Source organism: Streptomyces sp. NPDC028419, from assembly GCF_055565515.1.
The window spans coordinates 39991-62586 of the sequence record NZ_JBVHUE010000026.1; the positions used below are offsets into that span (position 1 = coordinate 39991).

Sequence of the window (22596 nt, forward strand, 5' to 3'; positions counted from 1 at the left end):
CTCGATCGAGGTCACCCCCCTTTGAACTTTGTGAAGACTTCCTGAACCTCTGGAGTGGTACGGCGTGACGAACAGCAGCGAGGACAAGCTTCGGTATTTCCTGAAGCGAGTGACCGGCGAGCTCCACGAGGCACGACAGCGCCTCCAGGAAGTGCAGTCGGGAGAGCACGAGCCGATCGCGATCATCGGCATGGGCTGCCGGTACCCCGGGGGAGCGAACTCCCCCGAGGAGCTGTGGGACCTCCTGGCATCCGGTGGCGACGCCTTCTCGGAGTTCCCCACCGACCGGGGCTGGGACACCGAGGGCCTGTACGACCCGGAGCTGTCGCGGCCGGGCACCTCGTACGTCCGGGAGGGTGGATTCCTGCATGACGTCGGCGAGTTCGACCCGGCGTTCTTCGGGATCTCGCCCCGCGAGGCACTGGCCCTCGACCCGCAGCAGCGGCTCCTGCTGGAGACGTCCTGGGAGGCGATCGAGCGGGCGGGCATCGACCCGGCGTCGCTGAAGGGCAGCCGTACCGGCGTCTTCGCCGGCACCAACGGGCAGGACTACGCGGCCCTGTTGCGCCGGGCGCCCAAGCAGTCCGAGGGCTACCTGGCCACCGGTATCGCGGCCAGCGTGGTCTCGGGTCGGCTCTCCTACACCCTGGGCCTCACGGGGCCCGCGGTCAGCGTGGACACGGCGTGCTCGTCCTCCCTGGTCACCCTGCACCTGGCGGCCCAGGCGCTGCGGAACGGGGAGTGCACGCTCGCCCTCGCGGGCGGCGTGACGGTGATGTCCACGCCGGAGATCTTCGTCGAGTTCAGCCGGCAGGGCGCACTGTCCCGCACCGGCCGGTGCCGGCCGTTCGCGGACGGCGCCGACGGGACGGCGTGGGGCGAGGGGTCGGGCGTACTGCTGCTGGAGCGGCTGTCGGACGCGCGCCGCAACGGCCACCCGGTCCTCGCGGTGGTCCGTGGCTCGGCCGTCAACCAGGACGGTGCGAGCAACGGCCTGACGGCGCCGAACGGCCCCTCCCAGCAGCGCGTCATCCGCGCCGCACTGGCCAGCGCCGGACTGACCACCGCCGAGGTCGACGCGGTGGAGGCGCACGGCACGGGCACATCGCTGGGCGACCCGATCGAGGCCGACGCGCTGCTCGCCACCTACGGGCAGGGCAGGCCCGAGGACCGGCCGCTGCTGATCGGCTCCTTGAAGGCGAACATCGGTCACACCGCGGCCGCCGCGGGCGTGGCGGGCGTGATCAAGATGGTGCAGGCGATGCACCACGCCACCCTGCCCAAGTCGCTGTACGTGGACGCGCCGTCGTCCGAGGTCGACTGGTCCGCGGGTGCGGTCGAGGTCCTCGCCGAGGCGCGGGCGTGGCCGGCGGTCGAGGGGCGTCCGCGTCGTGCGGGCGTCTCCTCGTTCGGCGTGAGCGGTACGAACGCCCACGTCATCCTTGAGCAGCCGGCGGAGCAGCCGGCCGAGCAGCCGGCGGAGCGCCCGGCCCCGCAGAGCAGCCCCGTGGTGACGCCGTGGGTGGTCTCCGGCCGCGGGGTCGACGGCTTACGTGCGCAGGCCGCGCGGTTGGCGTCCCGGGTCGAGGGTGACGCGGACCTCTCGCCGGTGGACGTGGGCTGGTCGCTGGCTTCGGGCCGCACGGGATTCGAGAACCGCGCCGTGGTCACGGGCGGTTCGCCCGACGAGCTGATGGCCGCGCTGAACGGCCTGGCGCGCGGTGAAGCCGTCCCGGGTCTCGTCGAGGGCCCGGCGGACGGCGGCGTCTCGACTGCTGGTCCTGCCGTGTTGTTCTCGGGTCAGGGTTCGCAGCGGGTCGGTATGGGGCGGGAGTTGTACGAGCGGTTCCCCGTCTTCGCGGGGGCGTTCGATGAGGTCTGTGGGGTGTTGGACCGGGAGTTGTCCGGTCATGTGAGGGGTGGGGTGCGCGAGGTCGTCTTCGGTGAGGGCGGTGCTGAAGGCGCTCTGGACGAGACGGTGTTCACCCAGGCGGGTCTGTTCGCCGTGGAGTGGGCGTTGTTCCGGCTGGTGGAGTCGTGGGGTGTGCGCCCCGAGTTCGTGGGGGGCCACTCCATTGGTGAGCTGGTCGCCGCGTGTGTGGCGGGTGTGTGGTCGTTGGAGGATGCGGCCCGTCTGGTGGCCGCGCGTGGTCGTTTGATGCAGGCGTTGCCGGTGGGTGGCGCGATGGTGGCGGTGCAGGCGTCCGAGGTGGAGGTCTCGGAGCTGCTGGTGGATTGCGCGGATCGGGTGTCGATCGCTGCGGTGAACGGTCCCTCGGCGGTGGTGTTGTCGGGTGATGAGGATGCTGTGCTGGAGGTGGCGGCGGTCCTCAAGGGCCGGGGGCGCAAGACGAAGCGGCTGGTCGTCTCGCACGCGTTCCATTCGCCGCGGATGGACGCGATGTTGGAGGAGTTCCGGGAGGTCGCGGCGGGTCTGTCCTACGCCGCGCCGGTGATTCCGGTGGTGTCGAATGTGACGGGTGCGGTGGCGTCGGCGGAGGAGTTGTGTTCGCCGGAGTACTGGGTGCGGCATGTGCGTGGAGCGGTGCGTTTCGCGGCCGGTGTGGAGGCTCTTGCGGCTCAGGGCGTCTCCGTGTTCGTGGAGTTGGGTCCTGATGGTGTGTTGAGTGCGATGGGTGCGCAGTGCGTGTCGGACGGTGTGTTCGTTCCGGTGCTGCGTGCGGGTCGTGGGGAGGAGCGTTCGTTCGTCGCTGGTGTGGCGCGTGCGTGGACGCACGGTGTGGCGGTGGATTGGACGCGGGTGTTCGAGGGGACGGGTGCGTCCCGGGTCGACCTGCCGACGTACGCCTTCCAACGCCAGCGCTACTGGCTCGAACCCACCGGTGACCTCGCGGGCGCCGGCTCCGTGGCCGGCCTCGGACTCGGCGCGGCGGAGCACCCCCTGCTGGGCGCCGCCGTGGAGCTGGCCGGCGCCGACGGACTGCTGCTGACGGGACAGCTGTCGCTGCGGACGCACCCCTGGCTGGCGGACCACGCGGTCGCGGGCACGGTGCTGTTCCCGGGGACCGGCTTCGTGGAGCTGGCCGTACGGGCCGGTGACCAGGTCGGCTGCGACACCGTCGAGGAACTGACCCTCCAGACGCCGCTCGTCCTCGCCGAGGGCCGCGTCGTACAGCTCCAGATCATGGTCGGCGAGCCCGACGAAGCGGGGCGCCGCACGCTGACCGTCTACTCCCGTGACGAGGAGACGTCGGCGGCCGGAGAGTGGACCTGCCACGCCATGGGCGTGCTGGCGCCCGGCGGTGCGCAGCCGGCGGCCGACCTCGTGGAATGGCCGCCGGCCGGCGCCGAGGACGTGCCCGTCGATGACATGTACGAGCGTTTCGAGGCCGACGGCTACGGCTACGGCCCGGTGTTCCAGGGCGTGCGCGCCGCATGGCGGCGCGGCGACGAGGTCTTCGTCGAGGTGGCGCTCGACGCGGAGCACCAGGAGGCGGCCGGTCGCTTCGGCATGCACCCGGCCCTGCTGGACTCGGCGCTGCACGGAGTGCAGCTGGGCAGCTTCTTCGCCGACGGACGCGCACGGCTGCCGTTCGAGTGGCGCGGTGTGTCGCTGCGGGCGGCGGGTGCGTCCATGCTGCGCGTCCGCCTGGCACCGGCCGGTACGGACACCGTCTCGGTGACGGTGGCCGACGGTACGGGGCAACCGGTCGCGACGGTGGAGTCGCTGGTCTGCATGCCCGTGGACCGCGAACAGCTGGCAGCGGCCGCGGGCAAGCTGCCCGAGCACGACACCCTGTTCCGCATCGACTGGACCACGGCGGCCACCGGGACCACGGCGCCCCACGACGCCACCCGTGCCCCCGGCATCGCTGGGATCGGCACCTCCGTGGAGGTCCCGGGCGCAGCCGCGTACCCCGACCTGGCAGCCCTCGGCGAGGCGGTGACGGCCGGCGCCGAGCTGCCGGACGTCGTCGTGGTCTCGGTCCAGGACCTCGCGGAGCCGCCGCCGGAGACCGACGGGCCGGCGACGCCGTCGGCCGCGCACGCGGCGAGCCATCGCGCGCTGGCGCTGATCCAGGAGTGGCTGGGGAACGCGCGGTTCACCGGCGCCCGTCTGGTGGTGCTGACGCGGGGCGCGGTGGCGGCCGGCTCCGACGGCGACGTGACGGACCTGACGGCGGCCCCCGTCTGGGGACTGCTGCGGTCGGCGCAGACCGAGAACCCCGGCGCGTTCGTGCTGATGGACGAGGACGGCACACCGGAGTCCCGCGAGGCGCTGGCGACGGCACTCGCCTGGGCGGCGACCCACGACGAACCGCAGCTGGCGCTGCGGGCCGGCGAGGTGCGGGTCCCGCGCGTGGCACGCCTGGCGCACGGCGACGGAATGCTGGTCCCGCCGGCGGGCGCGTCGGCGTGGAGCCTGGAGATCCCCCAGCGGGGATCCTTCGCCAACCTCGAACTGCTGGAGAGCCCGGCGGCCGAGCAGCCGCTCGAAGCCGGCGAGGTGCGGGTGCAGATCCGCGCGGCCGGCATGAACTTCCGTGACGTGGTGCTGGCCCTGGGCGTCGTTCCGGACCAGCAGGTCATGGGCAACGAGGGCGCGGGCGTCGTCACCGAAGTCGGTTCGGGCGTGACCGATCTGGCGCCCGGCGACCAGGTCATGGGCGTCTTCGCCGGCTCCTTCGGCCCCTTCGCCGTCACCGACCGCCGGATGCTGGCCCCGATGCCCCACGGCTGGTCGTACGTGCAGGCGGCCTCCGTACCGGTCGTCTTCCTGACCGCCTACTACGGCCTGCGCGACCTCGCCGAAGTGCGGCCCGGGGAATCCGTGCTCGTGCACAACGCCGCGGGCGGCGTCGGCATGGCCGCCGTACAGCTCGCCCGGCACTGGGGAGCCGAGGTCTTCGGCACGGCCAGCGAGGGCAAGTGGCACGCCCTGCGCGGCTCCGGGCTGGACGACGCGCACATCGCCTCCTCCCGCACGCTGGACTTCGAGGGCGCGTTCCTCGACGCCACCGGCGCCCGGGGCATGGACGTCGTGCTCGACGCGCTCGCCGGCGAGTTCGTTGACGCCTCGCTGCGGCTGCTGCCGCGCGGCGGGCGGTTCCTGGAGATGGGCAAGACCGACAAGCGCGACCCCGCCGAGGTCGCCGCGGCGCACCCGGGCGTCGCCTACCAGGCGTTCGACCTCAACGAGGCCGGCCTGGACCGCACCCAGGAGATCCTGCTGGAGCTCCTGGACCTCTTCGAGCAAGGGGTGATCACACCGCTGCCCGTCGCCACGTGGGACATCCGACGGGCCCCTGACGCCTTCCGCTACGTGAGCCAGGCCCGCCACATCGGCAAGGTCGTGCTGACCGTACCGGCCCCGCTGGCCGGCGCCGGCAACGGCACCGCCCTCGTGAGCGGAGCGACCGGAACGCTCGGCAGGCTCGTCGCCCGGCACCTCGTGGAGCGACACGACGTGCGGGAACTGCTGCTCGTCAGCCGCCGCGGGCCGGACGCGGACGGCGCGGCGGAACTGGTCGCGGAACTCGCCGGGCTCGGCGCCCGGGCGCGCGTGGTGGCCTGCGACGTCGCCGACCGATCCGCGCTGGAGGGGCTCCTCGCCGGCATCCCCGCCGAACACCCCCTGACCACGGTCGTCCACACGGCCGGCGTGCTCGACGACGGAATGGTCCACGCGCTCACCCCCGAGCGGATCGACGGAGTGCTGAGCCCGAAGGTCGACGCCGCGTGGAACCTCCACGAGCTGACGCGTGACCTGGACCTGTCGGCCTTCGTCCTCTACTCCTCCGTCTCCGGTGTCCTCGGCAATGCCGGACAGGGCAGCTACGCGGCGGCGAACGTCTTCCTCGACGCCCTCGCGGCGGTCCGCCGCACCGAGGGCCTGCCGGCCACGTCGCTGGCATGGGGCCTGTGGGAGCAGAGCAGCACGATGACCGGAGAGCTGGGCGAGGCGGACCGCACCCGCATCGCACGCTCCGGACTGACCGCGCTCTCGTCCGACGAGGGCCTGGCGCTCTTCGACGCCGCCGTCGCCACCGACGAGCCGCTCCTGCTGCCGGTGGGGCTCGACCCCGCGGCACTGCGGACCTCCGGCACGCCCGTACCCGCGCTGCTGCGCGGCCTCGTCCGCGGCCCCGTACAGCGTCGCGCCCGGGCCACGGCGTCCACCGGCACCTCGGCCGCGCCCACCGGGCTGGCCCGGCAGCTGGCCGGCCGTCCCGAAGCCGAACAGCTCGTGGAACTCTCGGAGTTCGTACGCGGCCACGTCGCGGTGGTCCTCGGCCACGGATCGGCCACGGCGGTGGAGGAGAGCCGCGCCTTCAAGGAGCTCGGCTTCGACTCCCTGACCTCGGTGGAACTGCGCAACCGGTTGAACGCGGCGACCGGGCTGAGGCTGCCCGCCACGCTCGTCTTCGACCACCCCACGCCGGGTGCGCTCGCGCGACACCTGCGCGAGGAACTGCTCGGCGCCCGGGCCGACGCCACCGCGGTCCTGCCGCACGCGTCCGCCCCGCGGGCGGACGACCCGATCGCCATCGTCAGCATGAGCTGCCGCTTCCCGGGCGACGTCGCGTCCCCCGAGGCGCTGTGGGACCTACTGGCCGCGGGCGGCGACGGCATCACCGACTTCCCGACCGACCGGGGCTGGGACCTGGACGCGCTGTACGACGCCGACCCCGATCGCCCGGGCAAGTCGTACGTCCGCAGCGGCGGCTTCCTGCACACCGCCGCCGAATTCGACGCGGGCTTCTTCGGGATCTCGCCGCGCGAGGCCCTCGCCATGGACCCGCAGCAGCGACTGCTGCTGGAGACCTCGTGGGAGGCCTTCGAACGGGCGGGCATCGACCCGGCCGCCGTGCGCGGATCCCGGGCGGGCGTGTTCACCGGAGCCGCCGCACAGGGCTACGCCTTCGGCATGGAGCAGTCCGGCGAAGGCAGCGAGGGCTACTACCTGACCGGCAGCACCACCTCGGCGATCTCGGGTCGTGTCGCCTACACGCTGGGCCTCGAAGGCCCCGCGGTGACGGTGGACACGGCGTGCTCGTCGTCGCTGGTCGCGCTGCACCTGGCGGTGCAGTCGCTGCGCAACGGTGAGTGCACGCTCGCCCTCGCGGGCGGTGTGAACGTGCTGGCCACCTCGATGGTCTTCGTGGAGTTCAGCCGCCAGCGCGGGCTCGCACCGGACGGCCGCTGCAAGTCCTTCTCGGACGGGGCGGACGGTACGGGCTGGGCGGAGGGCGCCGGTGTGCTCCTGCTGGAGCGGCTGTCGGACGCACAGCGCAACGGTCACCCCGTGTTGGCCGTCGTGCGTGGTTCCGCGGTGAACCAGGACGGTGCGAGCAACGGTCTGACCGCGCCGAACGGTCCCTCGCAGCAGCGCGTGATCCGCGCGGCCCTGGCCGATGCCCGGGTCTCCGCGGCGGACGTGGACGCGGTGGAGGCGCACGGTACGGGTACGACGCTGGGCGACCCGATCGAGGCGCAGGCACTGATCGCGACCTACGGCCAGGACCGGCCGGCCGAACGGCCCCTGTACCTCGGCTCGTTGAAGTCCAACATCGGACACGCGCAGGCCGCGGCCGGCGTGGGCGGCGTGATCAAGATGGTGCAGGCGATGCGCCACGGCCTGCTCCCCGAGTCGCTGCACGTCGGCGAGCCGTCGTCGAAGGTGGATTGGTCGGCGGGTGCGGTCGAGTTGCTGAGCGAGGCGCGCGAGTGGGTGCCCGGTGCGGCTGACCAGGTCCGTCGTGCGGGTGTGTCCTCGTTCGGTGTGAGCGGTACGAACGCCCACGTGATCCTTGAGCAGGCCCCTGAGGTTGCGGTGGAGGTCGCCGAGCCGGTGGCGGCTCCGGTGGCTCCGGTGGCGGTGCCGTGGGTGGTCTCCGGCCGGGGCGTCGAGGCGCTGCGCGGTCAGGCGGCGCGCCTGGCGTCGCTCGTCGAGTCCGGCGATGCGGGTCTGTCGCCGGTGGACGTGGGTTGGTCGTTGGCCGCGGGGCGGGCGGAGTTCGAGAACCGTGCCGTGGTGATCGGTGGTGGCCTCGGTGAACTCGCTTCTGGTGTAGGTGCGTTGAGTGAGGGTCTGCCGGCTTCGGGTCTGGTGGAGGGTGTGGTTTCGGGTTCTGCGGGCCGGGTGGTGTTCGTGTTCCCGGGGCAGGGTTCGCAGTGGGCCGGGATGGCGGTGGATCTGCTGGGTTCTTCGCCGGTGTTCGCGGAGCGGATGGCCGAGGCTGGTCGAGCGCTGGCTGAGTTCGTGGGCTGGGATCTGCTCGATGTGGTTCGCCAGGTTGAGGGTGCGCCGTCGCTTGAGCGGGTGGATGTGGTCCAGCCCGTCTCCTGGGCCGTGATGGTCTCCCTCGCGGAGCTGTGGCAGTCCTTCGGTGTGAAGCCGTCTGCTGTGGTCGGTCATTCGCAGGGTGAGATCGCCGCGGCTTGTGTCGCTGGTGGGTTGTCCTTGCGGGATGGTGCTCGTGTGGTGGCGCTGCGGTCGCAGGCGATTGCTGGTTCGTTGGCTGGTCTGGGCGGGATGATGTCGGTGGCGTTGCCGCTGGCGGAGGTCGAGTCTCGTCTGGTGCGTTGGGCTGGCCGGCTGGAGGTCGCGGCCCTGAACGGTCCGACCTCCGTCGTCGTCGCCGGTGAACCCGAGGCACTGGACGAACTCCAGGCCGAGTGCGAAGCGGAAGGCGTCCGGGCCCGCCGGGTTGCGGTGGATTACGCCTCGCACACCTCTCACGTGGAGCGCATCGAGGACGAGCTCGCCAAGGTGTTGGCGGACGTACAGCCCCTGGCCGCGAGGGTGCCGTTCTTCTCCACGGTCGAGGGTGACTGGCTGGACACGACGGCTCTCGACGCCGGGTATTGGTACCGCAATCTGCGCCAGACGGTCCGCTTCCAGGGCGCGATCGAGGACTTGGTCGCGCAGGGTCACGGCACCTTCATCGAGGTCAGCGCGCACCCCGTACTGACGATGAGCGTCCAGGACCAGGCGGAGTCCGCCGTGGTGGCGGGCACGCTGCGCCGCAATGACGGTGGCCTGGACCGCTTCTACACCTCGCTGGCTGAGGTGTGGGTGCAGGGCGTGGACGTGGACTGGGCCGGCGTGTTCGAGGGGACGGGTGCGGCGCGGGTCGAGCTGCCGACGTACGCGTTCCAGCGGCGCCGCTACTGGCTCGACGCCGGTGGCGCCGCGGACGGCGGGCTGTCGGGCCTGGGTCTGGGCCTGGCGGTGGCGGGACATCCGCTGCTCGACGCGGCGGTGGAGCTGCCGGATTCCGCGGGCGTGGTGTTCACGGGGCGGTTGTCCCTGCGCACGCACCCGTGGTTGGCGGACCACGCGGTCGCGGGCACGGTGCTGCTGCCGGGGACGGGCTTCGTGGAACTCGCGGTCCGCGTGGGTGACGAGGTCGGCTGCGACGTGGTCGAGGAGCTCACGCTCCAGGCCCCGCTGGTGCTGCCCGAGAAGGGCGGCGTCCAACTGCGCATGACCGTCGCCGCGTCGGACGAGCAGGGTCGGCGTCTGTTCAGCGTGTACTCGCGAGCGGCCGATGCGTACACCGACACGGAATGGACGTGCCATGCGACGGGTGCGCTGACCACCGGTGCCGCGCAGCCCGTGGCCGATCTGGCGGTCTGGCCGCCGGAGGGCGCGGTGGCGCTGGACACCGACGGCATGTACGACGACTTCGAGGCCGACGGCTACGGCTACGGTCCGATGTTCCAGAACGTACGGGCGGCCTGGCGCCGCGGCGACGAGGTGTTCGCCGAAGCGGTGCTGCCCGAGGACGCGCAGGAGGACGCCGCCCAGTTCGGGCTGCACCCGGCGCTGCTGGACGCGGCGTTGCACGGTCTGCGGCTGAGCGGCATCTTCTCCGACAACCGGCCGAGGCTGCCCTTCGCCTGGCGCGGTGTGTCCCTGTACACGAGCGGTGCGGCGGCCCTGCGGGTGCGCCTCGCGCCCGCCGATGCCGACGACTCGGTGTCGGTGACGGTCGCCGACAGCTCCGGGCAGCCCGTCGCGGCGGTCGAGTCCCTCGTCCTGCGACCCATGGACCCCGACCAGATCGCGAACGCGGCCCGTAGCGGGACGGACGAAGCGCTGTTCCGGGTCGACTGGGCACAGGCGCCGCAGGTGACCACGCACGAAGCTGCCTTGGCGGCCCGGCGCGGACCGTGGGCGGTGATCGGGACCCCGGGTACGGAGACCGGACTCGGAGTTCCCGGGGCCGAGGTCCACGCCGATCTCGCGGAGTTGAGCGCGGCCGTCGAGAACGGTGCCGCCGTCCCCGACGTCGTACTCGTCCCCTTCGTCTCACGGACCGGCGGGACGGACGGCACCGACGAGACCGCCCGGGCCGCCCACGAGGCCGTGCACCGCGCCCTGGCGCTGACGCAGGCCTGGCTCGCGGACGAGCGGTTCGAGGAGGCCGGATCGCGCCTCGTGCTGGTGACGCGCGGTGCGGTGGCGGCCGGCCCCGAGGAGACGGTGACCGATCTGGGCGCGGCCCCGGTCTGGGGGCTGTTGCGCTCGGCGCAGACGGAGAACCCCGGTCGGTTCGTGCTCGTCGACACCGATGGAGCCACCGGGCTGCCGGACGGGCTGCTGTCCTCCGACGCGCCGCAGCTGGCCGTGCGCGACGGTGTCGTGCGCGTGCCGAAGCTGCTGCGGGCGACCCCGCCCGCACAGCGGGAGGCGCGGGAATGGGACCCGGCCGGCACGGTGCTGCTGACCGGTGCCACCGGGACGCTCGGCGGTGTGGTGGCCCGGCACCTGGTGGTGGAGCACGGTGTGCGGCACCTGCTGCTGGTGAGTCGCAGTGGGGGAGACGCCCCCGGTGCGGCGGAGTCGGTGGCGGAGCTGGAGGCGCTGGGCGCGCGGGTGTCGGTGGCCGCGTGCGACGTGGCCGACCGGGACGCGCTGGCCGGGGTACTGGCGGGCGTCGCGGCCGAGCACCCGCTGACCGCGGTCGTGCACGCCGCGGGTGTGCTGGACGACGGGCTGATCACGGGCCTGGACGTCGAGAGCGTGGAGCGGGTCCTGCGTCCGAAGGTGGACGCGGCGTGGAACCTGCACGAGCTGACGCGTGACCTCGACCTGTCGGCGTTCGTGCTGTTCTCCTCGGCATCGGGCGTGCTGGGCAGCGCGGGCCAGGGCGGATACGCCGCGGCGAACGTGTTCCTGGACGCGCTCGCGACCGTACGGCGTGCCGAGGGCCTGCCGGCCACCTCGCTGGCGTGGGGGCTGTGGCAGCAGAGCAGCGGGATGACGGGCGAGATGGGCCGGGCGGATCTGGCGCGCGTGGCGCGTTCGGGCCTGGTCGCGTTGGACTCGCAGGACGGTCTGGCGCTCTTCGACGCCGCTCTCGCGGCGGACGAGGCGCTCCTGCTGCCGGTGCGCTTCGACCAGGCGGCGCTGCGCGAGCTGGGCGCCGACGTGCCCGCCGTACTGCGCGGGCTGGTCCGCGGGCCGGTGCGCCGGGCGCGAGCGGCGGAGCAGGGCGGAGCCGGGAAGGAGCTGGTCCAGCGGCTGTCCGGGCTGCTCGAAGGGGACAGGACGCGGGCGCTGTCGGAGTTCGTGCGCGGGCTGATCGCGACCGTTCTCGGGCACGGTTCGGCGGATGCGATCGAGGACGGGCGGGCCTTCAAGGAGCTCGGCTTCGACTCCTTGACGGCAGTGGAACTGCGCAACCGGCTCAATGCGGCGACCGGGCTGCGGCTCCCCGCCACGCTCGTCTTCGACCACCCTTCACCCGGTGCTCTCGTCACCCACCTGAACACCGAACTCTTCGGTGCGGGACACTTCTCGACCGCGTCGGCGGGCGTCCTCGTGCCTTCCTCGGCGAGCGACCTCGACGACCCGATCGTGATCGTGGGCATGGGCTGCCGCTACCCCGGCGGTGTCGACTCTCCCGAGGCGCTGTGGGCCCTGGTCGACGGCGGCGTGGACGCGATCTCGGAGTTCCCGACGGACCGGGCATGGGACGCGGACCTCTACGACCCGGACCCGGAGCGGCAGGGCAAGACGTACACCCGTGAGGGCGGCTTCCTGCACGCGGCAGCGGAGTTCGACCCGCAGTTCTTCGGGATGTCGCCGCGCGAGGCACTGGCCACCGACCCCCAGCAGCGACTGCTCCTGGAGATCGCGTGGGAGGCGTTCGAACGCGCGGGCGTCGACCCGAAGTCGCTGCGCGGCAGCCGGACCGGTGTCTTCGCCGGCGTGATGTACAACGACTACGGTTCGCGGCTGCGGACCGTGCCCGAAGGGTTCGAGGGCTTCCTCGGCAACGGCAGCGCGGGCAGCGTGGCTTCCGGCCGCCTCTCGTACACCTTCGGCCTGGAGGGCCCGGCCGTCACGGTCGACACCGCGTGCTCGTCGTCCCTGGTCTCCCTGCACCTGGCCGCCCAGGCGCTGCGTGCCGGTGAGTGCACGCTCGCCCTGGCGGGCGGCGTGACGTTGATGTCCACGCCGATGACGTTCGTCGAGTTCAGCCGGCAGCGGGCGCTGTCCCCGGACGGCCGCTGCAAGTCCTTCTCGGACGGCGCGGACGGCACCGGTTGGGCCGAGGGCGCGGGCATGTTGCTGCTGGAGCGGCTGTCGGACGCCCGGCGCAACGGGCACCCCGTCCTGGCCGTGGTGCGTGGTTCCGCGGTGAACCAGGACGGTGCGAGCAACGGTCTGACCGCGCCGAACGGTCCCTCGCAGCAGCGGGTGATCCGGGCGGCCCTCGCCAACGCCGGTGTTTCAGCGGCGGAGGTGGACGTGGTGGAGGCGCACGGTACGGGTACGACGCTGGGCGACCCGATCGAGGCGCAGGCGCTGCTGGCCACCTACGGACAGGACCGTCCGGCCGAACGCCCGCTGTGGCTCGGCTCGTTGAAGTCCAACATCGGCCACGCACAGGCCGCCGCGGGTGTGGCCGGCGTGATCAAAATGGTGCAGGCGATGCACCACGGCGTACTGCCGGAAACCCTCTACGCGGATGAGCCGTCGTCGAAGGTGGACTGGTCGGCGGGCGCGGTCGAGCTGCTGAGCAAGCCGCGGCAGTGGGCGCGGGACGAGGGCCGTCCCCGTCGTGCGGGCGTGTCGTCGTTCGGCGTGAGCGGTACCAACGCGCACGTGATCCTCGAACAGCCCGCGGACCAGGCCGAGCAGGCCGATCAGGCCGAAGGGGCGGCGACTCCCGCCCGTCCGGTGACCGTGCCGTGGGTCGTGTCGGGCCGGAGCGCGCAGGCGCTGCGGGGTCAGGCGGCGCGGCTGGGATCGTTCGTACGGGGTGACGCGGAGCTGTCGCCGGTGGACGTCGGTTGGTCGCTCGCCACCAGCAGGTCGGTGTTCGAGCACCGCGCGGTCGTCGTCGGCAGCGGGGACGGACTGGACACGGGCCTCGCGGCCCTCGCCCGCGGGGAGTCGGTTTCCGGCCTCGTGGAGGGCGCGACGTCCGGGTCCGGTGGCCGGGTGGTGTTCGTGTTCCCGGGTCAGGGATCGCAGTGGGCGGGCATGGCGGTGGATCTGATGGATTCCGCTCCGGTCTTTGCCGAGCGGATGGCCGAGTGCGGCCGGGCTCTGGCCGAGTTCGTGGACTGGGACCTGGAGGCCGTTGTCCGTGCGGCGCCTGGCGCGCCGTCACTTGAGCGGGTGGACGTGGTCCAGCCGGTCTCGTGGGCGGTGATGGTTTCACTGGCCGCGCTGTGGCAGTCGTTCGCCGTGGAGCCGGCCGCCGTGGTGGGACACTCGCAGGGCGAGATCGCCGCCGCCTGCGTCGCGGGCGGGCTGTCCTTGCAGGACGGTGCTCGGGTGGTGGCATTGCGGTCGCAAGCCATTGCCGGGAGTTTGGCCGGGCACGGAGGGATGGCATCGGTGCAGTTGTCTGTTGAGCAAGCGACCGAGCGCATAGCCGGGTGGGAAGGCCGGCTCTCGATCGCCACCGTCAACGGCCCCACCTCGGTCGTGGTGGCCGGTGACCCGTCCGCGCTGGACGAGTTGACGGATTCCTGCGCGGCGGACGGGGTCAGGGTCCGGCGGATCCCCGTCGACTACGCCTCGCACACCTTCCACGTGGAGCGGATCGAGGACGAACTCGCCCAGGTGCTGGCGGCCGTACGGCCGAAGGCCTCGCGGGTGCCGTTCTTCTCGACCGTGAAGGGGGAATGGCTGGACACCACCGGCCTCGACGCCGCGTACTGGTACCAGAACCTGAGGGAGACGGTCCGGTTCCGCAGCGCGATCGAGACGCTGGCCGAGCAGGGGCACACCACCTTCGTCGAGGTGAGTTCCCACCCCGTCCTCACCGTCAGCGTGCAGGAAACGCTGGAGGTCTCCGGGCAGGGCCCGACGGCTCCTCCCGTGGTCTGCGGCACGCTCCGGCGCGACGACGGCGGCCTGGACCGGTTCCTGACGTCCCTGGCGGAGGTCTGGGTCCAGGGCACCGACGTCGACTGGGAGCAGGCGTTCGCCGGTTCCGGGGCGCGCCGGGTGGACCTGCCGACGTACGCCTTCCAGCGGCGCCGGTACTGGCTGGAGGCACCGGCCGCGGAGGCGGCCGGCGGTGCGGGCGCGCCGGCGGACACGGCGGCCGGCCGGCTGGACGCCCAGTTCTGGGAGGCGGTCGAGAACGGGGACCTGCAGTCGTTGTCCACGACCCTCGCGGTCGAGGACGAGGACCAGCAGTCCTCGCTCGGCAGCCTGCTCCCCGCGCTCTCCTCGTGGCGCCGGCAGGGTCGTACCCGCACCACGCTCGACGGCTGGCGCTACCGCGTCACCTGGAAGCAGGTGCCGCAGAATCCGGCGGCGGCGGCGACGTCCGCGACCGGCACGTGGCTGCTCGTCGTCCCCTCCCGGGACGCCGATTCGCCGTGGGCCGCGGCGGCCGCCCGGGCGCTGACCGACGGCGGCGCGTCCGTCGTCCCGCTCCTCTGGGACCAGGCGGAAGGCGACCGGTCCGGGCTGGCCGAGCGCGTACGGGAGACCCTGGCCGGGCACGGCGGGACCGACGGGATCAGCGGCGTGCTCTCGCTGCTCGCACTCGACGAGGACCCGCACCCGGCGCACCCGGCGGTACCGTCGGGCCTGGCCGCCACCCTGCACCTCGTGCAGGCCCTCGGCGACACCGAGCTGGCGGCGCCCCTGTGGCTGGCGACGCGGAACGCGGTGTCCACCGGACGTGCGGACGGCGCCGCGATCAGCGCGGCGCAGGCCCAGACCTGGGGGCTGGGCCGGGTCGTCGGTCTGGAACACCCGCAGCGTTGGGGTGGCCTGATCGACCTTCCCGAGAACCCCGACCCGCGTGTCCTGGCGCGACTCGCCGGCGTGCTGAGCGGCGCGGCGGGTCCCGAGGACCAGCTCGCACTCCGTACGGCGGGCCTCTTCGCACGGCGGCTCGTGCACGCACCGCTCGGTGACGTGCGGGCCGCGCGCGGGTGGCAGCCGCGTGGCACGGTCCTGATCACCGGCGGAACCGGTGCGCTGGGCGGGCAGGTCGCCCGCTGGCTGGCGCGGGGCGGAGCGGAACACCTCGTCCTGACCAGTCGTCACGGCGCGGCGGCCACGGGCGCCGACGAGCTCTCGCGGGAGCTGACGGAGGCGGGCGCCCGGGTGACGATCGCCGCGTGCGACGTCGCGGACCGTGCCGCGCTGGCGGCGCTGTTGGAGCGGCTGCGGGCCGACGGGTCCCCCGTCCGGTCGGTGGTGCACACCGCGGGCGTGGCGCCGAGCGCGACGCTCGACGCGACCGACCTCGCGACGCTCTCCGATGCCGCGTCGGGCAAGGTGACCGGCGCCGACAACCTGGACGAGCTGCTGGAAGGCGAGGAGCTGGACGCCTTCGTCCTCTTCTCCTCGAACGCGGGTGTGTGGGGCGCCGGCGGGCAGGGCGCCTACGGCGCCGCCAACGCCCACCTCGACGCACTGGCCGAGCGGCGCCGCTCCCGCGGCCTGCCCGCGACGTCCGTCGCGTGGGGCGCGTGGCGCGGAGCGGGAATGTTGGTCGACAACGGGGCGGAGGAGCACATGGCCCGCCTCGGGGTGCTCGCGATGGACCCCGACCTGGCGATCGCCGCGCTGCAACAGGCCCTGGACCACGACGAGACCTGCGCCGTGGTGGCCGACGTGGACTGGTCGCGCTTCGCGCCCGGATTCACCGCGGCCCGGCCGCGGCCGCTGCTCGACGACCTGCCGCAGGCCCAGCGGGCGCTCCAGCAGTCCGACGCGGCCGGCTCGACCGGCGCGCTGGACGGACCCGACGGCGGGACGGCGCACACGCCCGCCGACCGGTTCGCGACGATGAGCGGGCCCGAGCTCGACCGCACGCTGCTCGACCTGGTGCGCTCGGCCGCCGCCGCCGTCCTGCGCTACGAGGGACCCGACGCGGTGGGCGAGGACAGGGCGTTCAAGGAGCTCGGATTCGACTCGCTGACCGCCGTCGAACTCCGCAACAGGCTGCAGAACGCCACCGGGCTGCGGCTTCCCACGGCGCTGGTCTTCGACCACCCGACGCCGCTGGCCCTCGCCGCCCACCTGCGGGCCCAGCTCGCGGGAACCGCGGCCGGCGCGCCCGGGTCCGCGATCGCCGAGCTCGACAAGCTCGAAGCGGCGCTCTTCTCCATCCCCTCGGAGGACGAGGACCTGCGGTCCACGCTCTCCTCCCGCCTGCACGTCCTCCTGTCGAGGCTCGACGGATCGACGGCGGGACTCCCCGACACAGCGCAAGGCCGGCCCGCGGAGAACCAGCTCGACGCGGTCACGGACAACGAACTATTCGACTTCATCAACCAGGAGTTCGGTAAGTCATGACGGAGAACGAGGACAAGCTCCGGGAGTACCTCAAGTGGGTCACCACCGACCTGCAGAAGACGAGGGCGCGACTGCAGGAGCAGGAGGGGCGCGAGCAGGAGCCCATCGCGATCGTCTCGGTGAGCTGCCGGTTCCCCGGAGGCGCGAACTCCCCCGAGCAGCTCTGGGAGTTGCTCGCCCAGGGCGCCGACGCCACCGGCCCCCTCCCGCGTGACCGGGGCTGGGACATCGAGGCGCTGTACGACCCCGACGGGGCATCGGGCCGGACGGGCACCACGTACGTGAACGAAGGCAGCTTCGTCCGCGACGCGGCCGAGTTCGACGCGGACTTCTTCGCGATCGCGCCCCGCGAGGCCCTCGCCATGGACCCGCAGCAGCGGTTGTTCCTCGAAGCGTCGTGGGAGCTGATCGAGCGCGCCGGGATCGACCCGACCTCGCTCAAGGGCAGCCAGACGGGCGTCTTCGTGGGCGGCACGCCCTCCCACTACGGCCCGGGCGCCGGAGCGGTGACCGAGGACGTCGCCGGCTACGTGGTCACCGGCGGTTCCGGCGCGGTGCTCTCGGGGCGCCTGTCCTACTTCCTCGGCCTCGAAGGCCCCGCGGTGACCGTGGACACGGCCTGCTCGTCCTCCCTGGTCGCCCTGCACGAGGCGGTGCACTCGCTGCGCCGCCGGGAGTGCTCCCTGGCCGTGGCCGGTGGCGTCTCCGTGATGTCCACCCCGGTCGCCTTCGTGGAGTTCGCCCGCCAGCGCGGGCTGGCGGCGGACGGCCGCTCGAAGGCGTTCGCCGACTCGGCCGACGGCATGGGCTGGGGCGAGGGCGCGGGCGTGCTGCTGCTGGAGCGGCTCTCCGACGCGCGCCGCAACGGGCACCCGGTGCTCGCCGTGGTGCGCGGCTCGGCGGTCAACCAGGACGGTGCGAGCAACGGCCTCACGGCGCCGAACGGCCCCTCCCAACAGCGGGTGATCCGGGCGGCACTCGCCAACGCGCGGGCCTCGGCCTCGGACGTGGACGTCGTGGAGGCGCACGGCACGGGCACCTCGCTGGGCGACCCGATCGAAGCCGACGCCCTGCTCGCCACCTACGGACAGGTCCGTCCGGCCGACCGGCCCCTGTGGCTGGGCTCGATGAAGTCCAACATCGGCCACACGCAGGCCGCCGCGGGCGTCGCCGGCGTGATCAAGATGGTGCTGGCGATGCGGCACGGCGTGCTCCCGCAGACGCTGCACGCGGCCGAGCGGTCGACGAAGGTGGACTGGTCGGCGGGCGCGGTCGAGCTGCTGACGGAGCGGCGCGCGTGGCCGAAGACCGAAGGACGCCCGCGGCTCGCCGGTGTCTCCTCGTTCGGTGTGAGCGGTACGAACGCGCACGTGATCCTGGAAGAGGCCCCGGCGTACGAGGCCCCGACCGAGCCGGCCGGGGCGCCGGACCCGGACCGCGCGTCCGGTGCCGCGCCCGCGGCCCGGCCCGTCGCACTGCCCGCGCTCCCGTGGGTGGTGTCGGGCCGCGGCGCCGCCGCGCTGCGCGAGCAGGCGGGGCGCCTGCTGGACCGGGTGCGCGACGGCGCAGAGCTGTCCCCCCTGGACGTCGGCCTGTCGCTGGCGTCCGGGCGGGCGGCCCTGGAGAACCGCGCCGTGGTCATCGGGGGCTCGCGCGACGACCTCGTCGCGGGGCTGGGCGCGCTGGCCGAGGGCGGGACGACGGCCCCGGGCGTGGTGGCCGGTCCGGCCACCTCCGGCCCCGGCCGCCGGGTCGCGTTCGTCTTCCCCGGGCAGGGCTCGCAATGGGTCGGCATGGCCCGTGAGCTGTGGGAGTCCTCGCCGGCCTTCGCCGCGCAGATGGACGAGTGCGAGCGGCTGCTGGGCACACTGGTCGACTGGTCGCTGCGCGAAGTGCTCCAAGACCAGGCGCAGTTGGCGCGCGTCGACGTCGTACAGCCCGCACTGTTCTCGATGATGGTGTCGCTGGCCGCGATGTGGCGCGCGGCCGGTGTGCGGCCCTCGGCCGTCGTGGGCCACTCGCAGGGCGAGGTCGCCGCCGCGTACGTGGCCGGCGTGCTGTCCCTGGAGGACGCGCTCCGCGTCGTCGCCCTGCGCAGCCGCGCGCTGCTGGCCATCGCGGGACGCGGCGGGATGCTGTCGATCGTGGCGTCCGAGGAGTGGGTGCGCGAGCAGATCGAGCCCTTCGGCGACGCGATCTCCATCGCCGCCGTGAACGGCCCGAAGGCCGTGGTGATCTCCGGCGACGCCGACGCGCTGACCCGCTTCGGGACCGTCCTGGCCAAGGCCGGCGTCATGCGGTGGATCGTCCCTGGCGTGGACTTCTCCGCACACTCGGCCCATGTCGAGGTGCTGGAGCAGGAGTTGGCGGAGCTGCTGCGCGGCGTCGAGCTGCGCGCGGCCGAGGTGCCCTACTACTCGGCCGTGACTGCGGGGGTCCTCGACACGGCGAAGCTGGACGCCGGCTACTGGTACCGCAACCTGCGCGAGCCGGTCCGCTTCGAGGAGAGCGTGCGCGCGCTGGCGGACGACGGGCACCACGTGTTCGTCGAGATCAGCCCGCACCCCGTCCTGACGATGGGCGTCCTGGAGACGCTGGAGAGCCGCGAGCAGGCCGCGTCCGCCGTCGTGACCAGCACGCTGCGCCGCGACGACGGCGGCCTGGACCGCTTCCTCACCTCGCTGGCCGAGGTGTGGGTCCAGGGCGTGGACGTCGACTGGGCCGCCCTGTTCGAGGGCGCGGGCGCCTCGCGGGTCGAGCTGCCGACGTACGCCTTCCAGCGGCGCCGCTACTGGCTGGACGCCGGAGGCGTCGCGGAGGTCGGGCTGTCGGGCCTGGGCCTGGCCGTGGCGGATCATCCGCTGCTCGGAGCGGCCGTCGCACTGCCCGAGTCCGCCGGCGTGGTGTTCACGGGTCTGCTGTCGCTGCGCACCCACCCGTGGTTGGCCGACCACGCGGTCGCCGGCACGGTGCTGCTGCCGGGGACCGGGTTCGTCGAGCTCGCGGTCCGCGCGGGGGACGAGGTCGGCTGCGACCTGGTCGAGGAGCTCACGCTCCAGGCCCCGCTGCTGCTGCCCGAGAAGGGCGGCCTCCAACTGCGCGTGAGCGTCGCCGGCCCGGACGGCTCCGGCCGGCGCGAGGTCAGCGTCCACTCGAAGCCGCAGGACACCGATTACGACGAGGCGTGGACCTGCCACGCCACCGGCGTGCTGGCGGTCGTCGGGGCCGGGGCCCCCGCCACCGGGGCGTCCGCCCAGGACCTCGCCGTGTGGCCGCCCGCCGGGGCGACCCCGGTCGAGTGCGCCGACGTGTACGAGAGGTTCGCCGAGCTCGGCTACCACTACGGCCCCCTCTTCCAGGGGCTGCGGGCGGCTTGGCGGCGCGGCGACGAGACCTTCGCCGAGATCGCGGTGCCCGAGGAGCGTCAGGCCGAGGCGCAGCGCTTCGGCATACACCCGGCGCTGCTCGACGCCGCGCTGCACGCCGCGGGACTGACCGCAGTGACCGCGCACGCCGAAGGCGACGCCCCCGCACCGCAGGCGCGGCTGCCCTTCGCCTGGCGCGGCGTATCGCTGCAGGCGGCCGGGGCCACGGCCCTGCGGGTGGCCATGAAGCCCACGCCGGGCACGGACGCCGTGTCCCTGACCCTGACGGACGACACCGGCCGCCCGGTCGCCTCGGTGGACTCGCTGGTCATGCGACCGGTGGACACCGAGCGGCTCGGGAAGGCCGGCGACCCGGGACGGCTCCACGACGCGCTCTTCCGCATCGAGTGGGAGCACCGCGCGGTCCCGCACGAGCGGGCCGGCTCGGGCGCCGTCCCGTGGGCCATCGTGGGCGGCGACGCGCTCGGCGCGGCCTCCGCGCTCGGCGACAGCCGTACGGACGTGAAGCCCTTCGAGGACCTCGACTCGCTCGGCGGCGCCTTCGCCGCGGGCGACGCGCTCCCGCCCGTCGTGCTCGTCGACTGCTCCACCGACACCGACACCGACACCGACACCGGCCGGACCGGCGACGACACGGCCGCGGCCGTCCGCGCCGAGCTGCGCAGGGCGCTCGCGCTGACCCGGGCATGGCTGTCCGACGAGCGGTTCGCGGCGGCCGGATCGCGCCTGGTGCTGGTGACGCGCGGTGCGGTGGCGACCGGACCGGACGGAGAGCTGACGGACCTGGCGGCAGCCCCGGTGTGGGGCCTGCTGCGTTCGGCGCAGACCGAGAACCCGGGCCGCTTCGTCCTGGTGGACACCGACGGCGCGCAGGCCTCGTGGGACGCCCTGCCGGGCGCGCTCGCCTGGTCGGCCGCCCAGAACGAGCCGCAGCTCGCCCTGCGGGCGGGCGACGTGCGCGTCCCGCGGCTGGCCCGCGTGAGCGCGCCCGACACGGACACGGCGGACGGCGCTCCCGCCTTCGGGACCGGCACCGTCCTCGTGACCGGTGCGACCGGGACCCTGGGCGGCGCGGTGTCCCGGCACCTGGTGGTCGAGCACGGCGTACGGCACCTGCTGCTGGTGAGCCGCAGCGGTGCGGGCGCCCCGGGCGCCGCCGAACTGGTGGCGGAACTGGAAGCGCTGGGCGCGCGGGTCTCGGTGGCCGCGTGCGACGCGGCCGACCGGGACGCCCTGGCCGGGGTACTGGCGGGCGTCGCGGCCGAGCACCCGCTGACCGCGGTGGTGCACGCCGCGGGCACCCTCGACGACGGCGTCGTCTCCTCCCTCACGCCGGAGCGCCTCGACACGGTGCTGCGTCCCAAGCTGGACGCGGCGATCCACCTGGACGAGCTGACCCGCGACCTGGACCTCTCGGCGTTCGTGCTCTTCTCCTCCGCCTCCGCCGCCTTCGGCAGTCTCGGACAGGCCAACTACGCCGCCGCCAACGCCTTCCTCGACGCGCTGGCCCAGCGGCGGCGCGCGCAGGGCCGACCGGCCCTGGCCCTCGGCTGGGGGTTCTGGGCCCAGACCACCGGTCTGACCGAGAGCCTCACCGACACCGACATCCGCCGGCTGTCGCGCGGCGGCATGACCCCGCTGGCGACCGACCGGGGACTGGAACTCCTCGACGCCGCCCAGCGGTCGGGCGAGAGCGCGCTCCTGCCGATCCAGTTCGACCGCGCCGCGCTGAGCCGCCCGACGAACCCGGACGCCGTTCCGCCGATCATGCGCGGCCTGGTGCGCCTCCCCGCGCGGCGCACCGCCGCGGCGGGCACGGGGGCGGCCACGACGTCGGCGCCGGAGGGGGAGGCCGAGCTGAAGCAGCGGCTGACCGCTCTCGACGAGCCCGGCCGCAGGCACACGCTCCTGTCGCTCGTGCGCAAGGACGCGGCGGCCATCCTCGGCCACCCCACCACGTCCACCGTCGAACCGGACCGCGGATTCATGGAGCTCGGCTTCGACTCGCTCATGGCCGTCGAGTTCCGCAACCGCCTGAACGCGGCCACCGGGCTGCGACTGCCCGTCACCCTCATCTTCGACTACCCCACCCCCGCCGCGCTCGCGACGTACCTCCGTGCGGAGATCGAGCTCGACGAGGACGGCAGCGCGAACGCGGGCCGGGCGGCGGCCTCCATCGCCGCGGAACTGGACCGGATGGAGGGCATGCTCGAAGCCCTCGCCGAGGACGAGGTCAAGCGGCTGGAAGTCATGGTGCGGATGAAGTCCTTCCTCGCCCGGCTCGGCGACGCCGCCGGCGCGTGGTCGGAGCACGACTCCCACGCGGACAGCGACATCGAATCGGCTTCGGACGATGAATTGTTCAGCGCCCTCGAGAACGAGCTGGGGAAATCCTGAAACGAGGCATGTAGGGCCTGGCTGTTTTCTTTTCGCGTCTTCTTATCGCGTCTTTTT

The 22596-nt window shown here is 73.5% G+C and carries 2 protein-coding genes; both read left to right on the forward strand.

What is annotated here, in order from left to right; translation table 11 throughout:
• Positions 1–64 precede the first annotated feature (64 nt).
• Positions 65–16756 carry a type I polyketide synthase gene (locus tag ACZ4UB_RS27365; RefSeq protein WP_468074057.1) on the forward strand — a complete coding sequence of 5564 codons (16692 nt, stop codon included), beginning with the start codon at positions 65–67 and terminating at the stop codon, positions 16754–16756.
• Positions 16753–22539, forward strand: coding sequence for a type I polyketide synthase (locus ACZ4UB_RS27370; RefSeq protein WP_468074059.1), 5787 nt, complete (start codon positions 16753–16755; stop codon positions 22537–22539). Before ACZ4UB_RS27365 ends, ACZ4UB_RS27370 begins: the two co-directional genes overlap by 4 nt.
• Positions 22540–22596 lie beyond the last annotated feature (57 nt).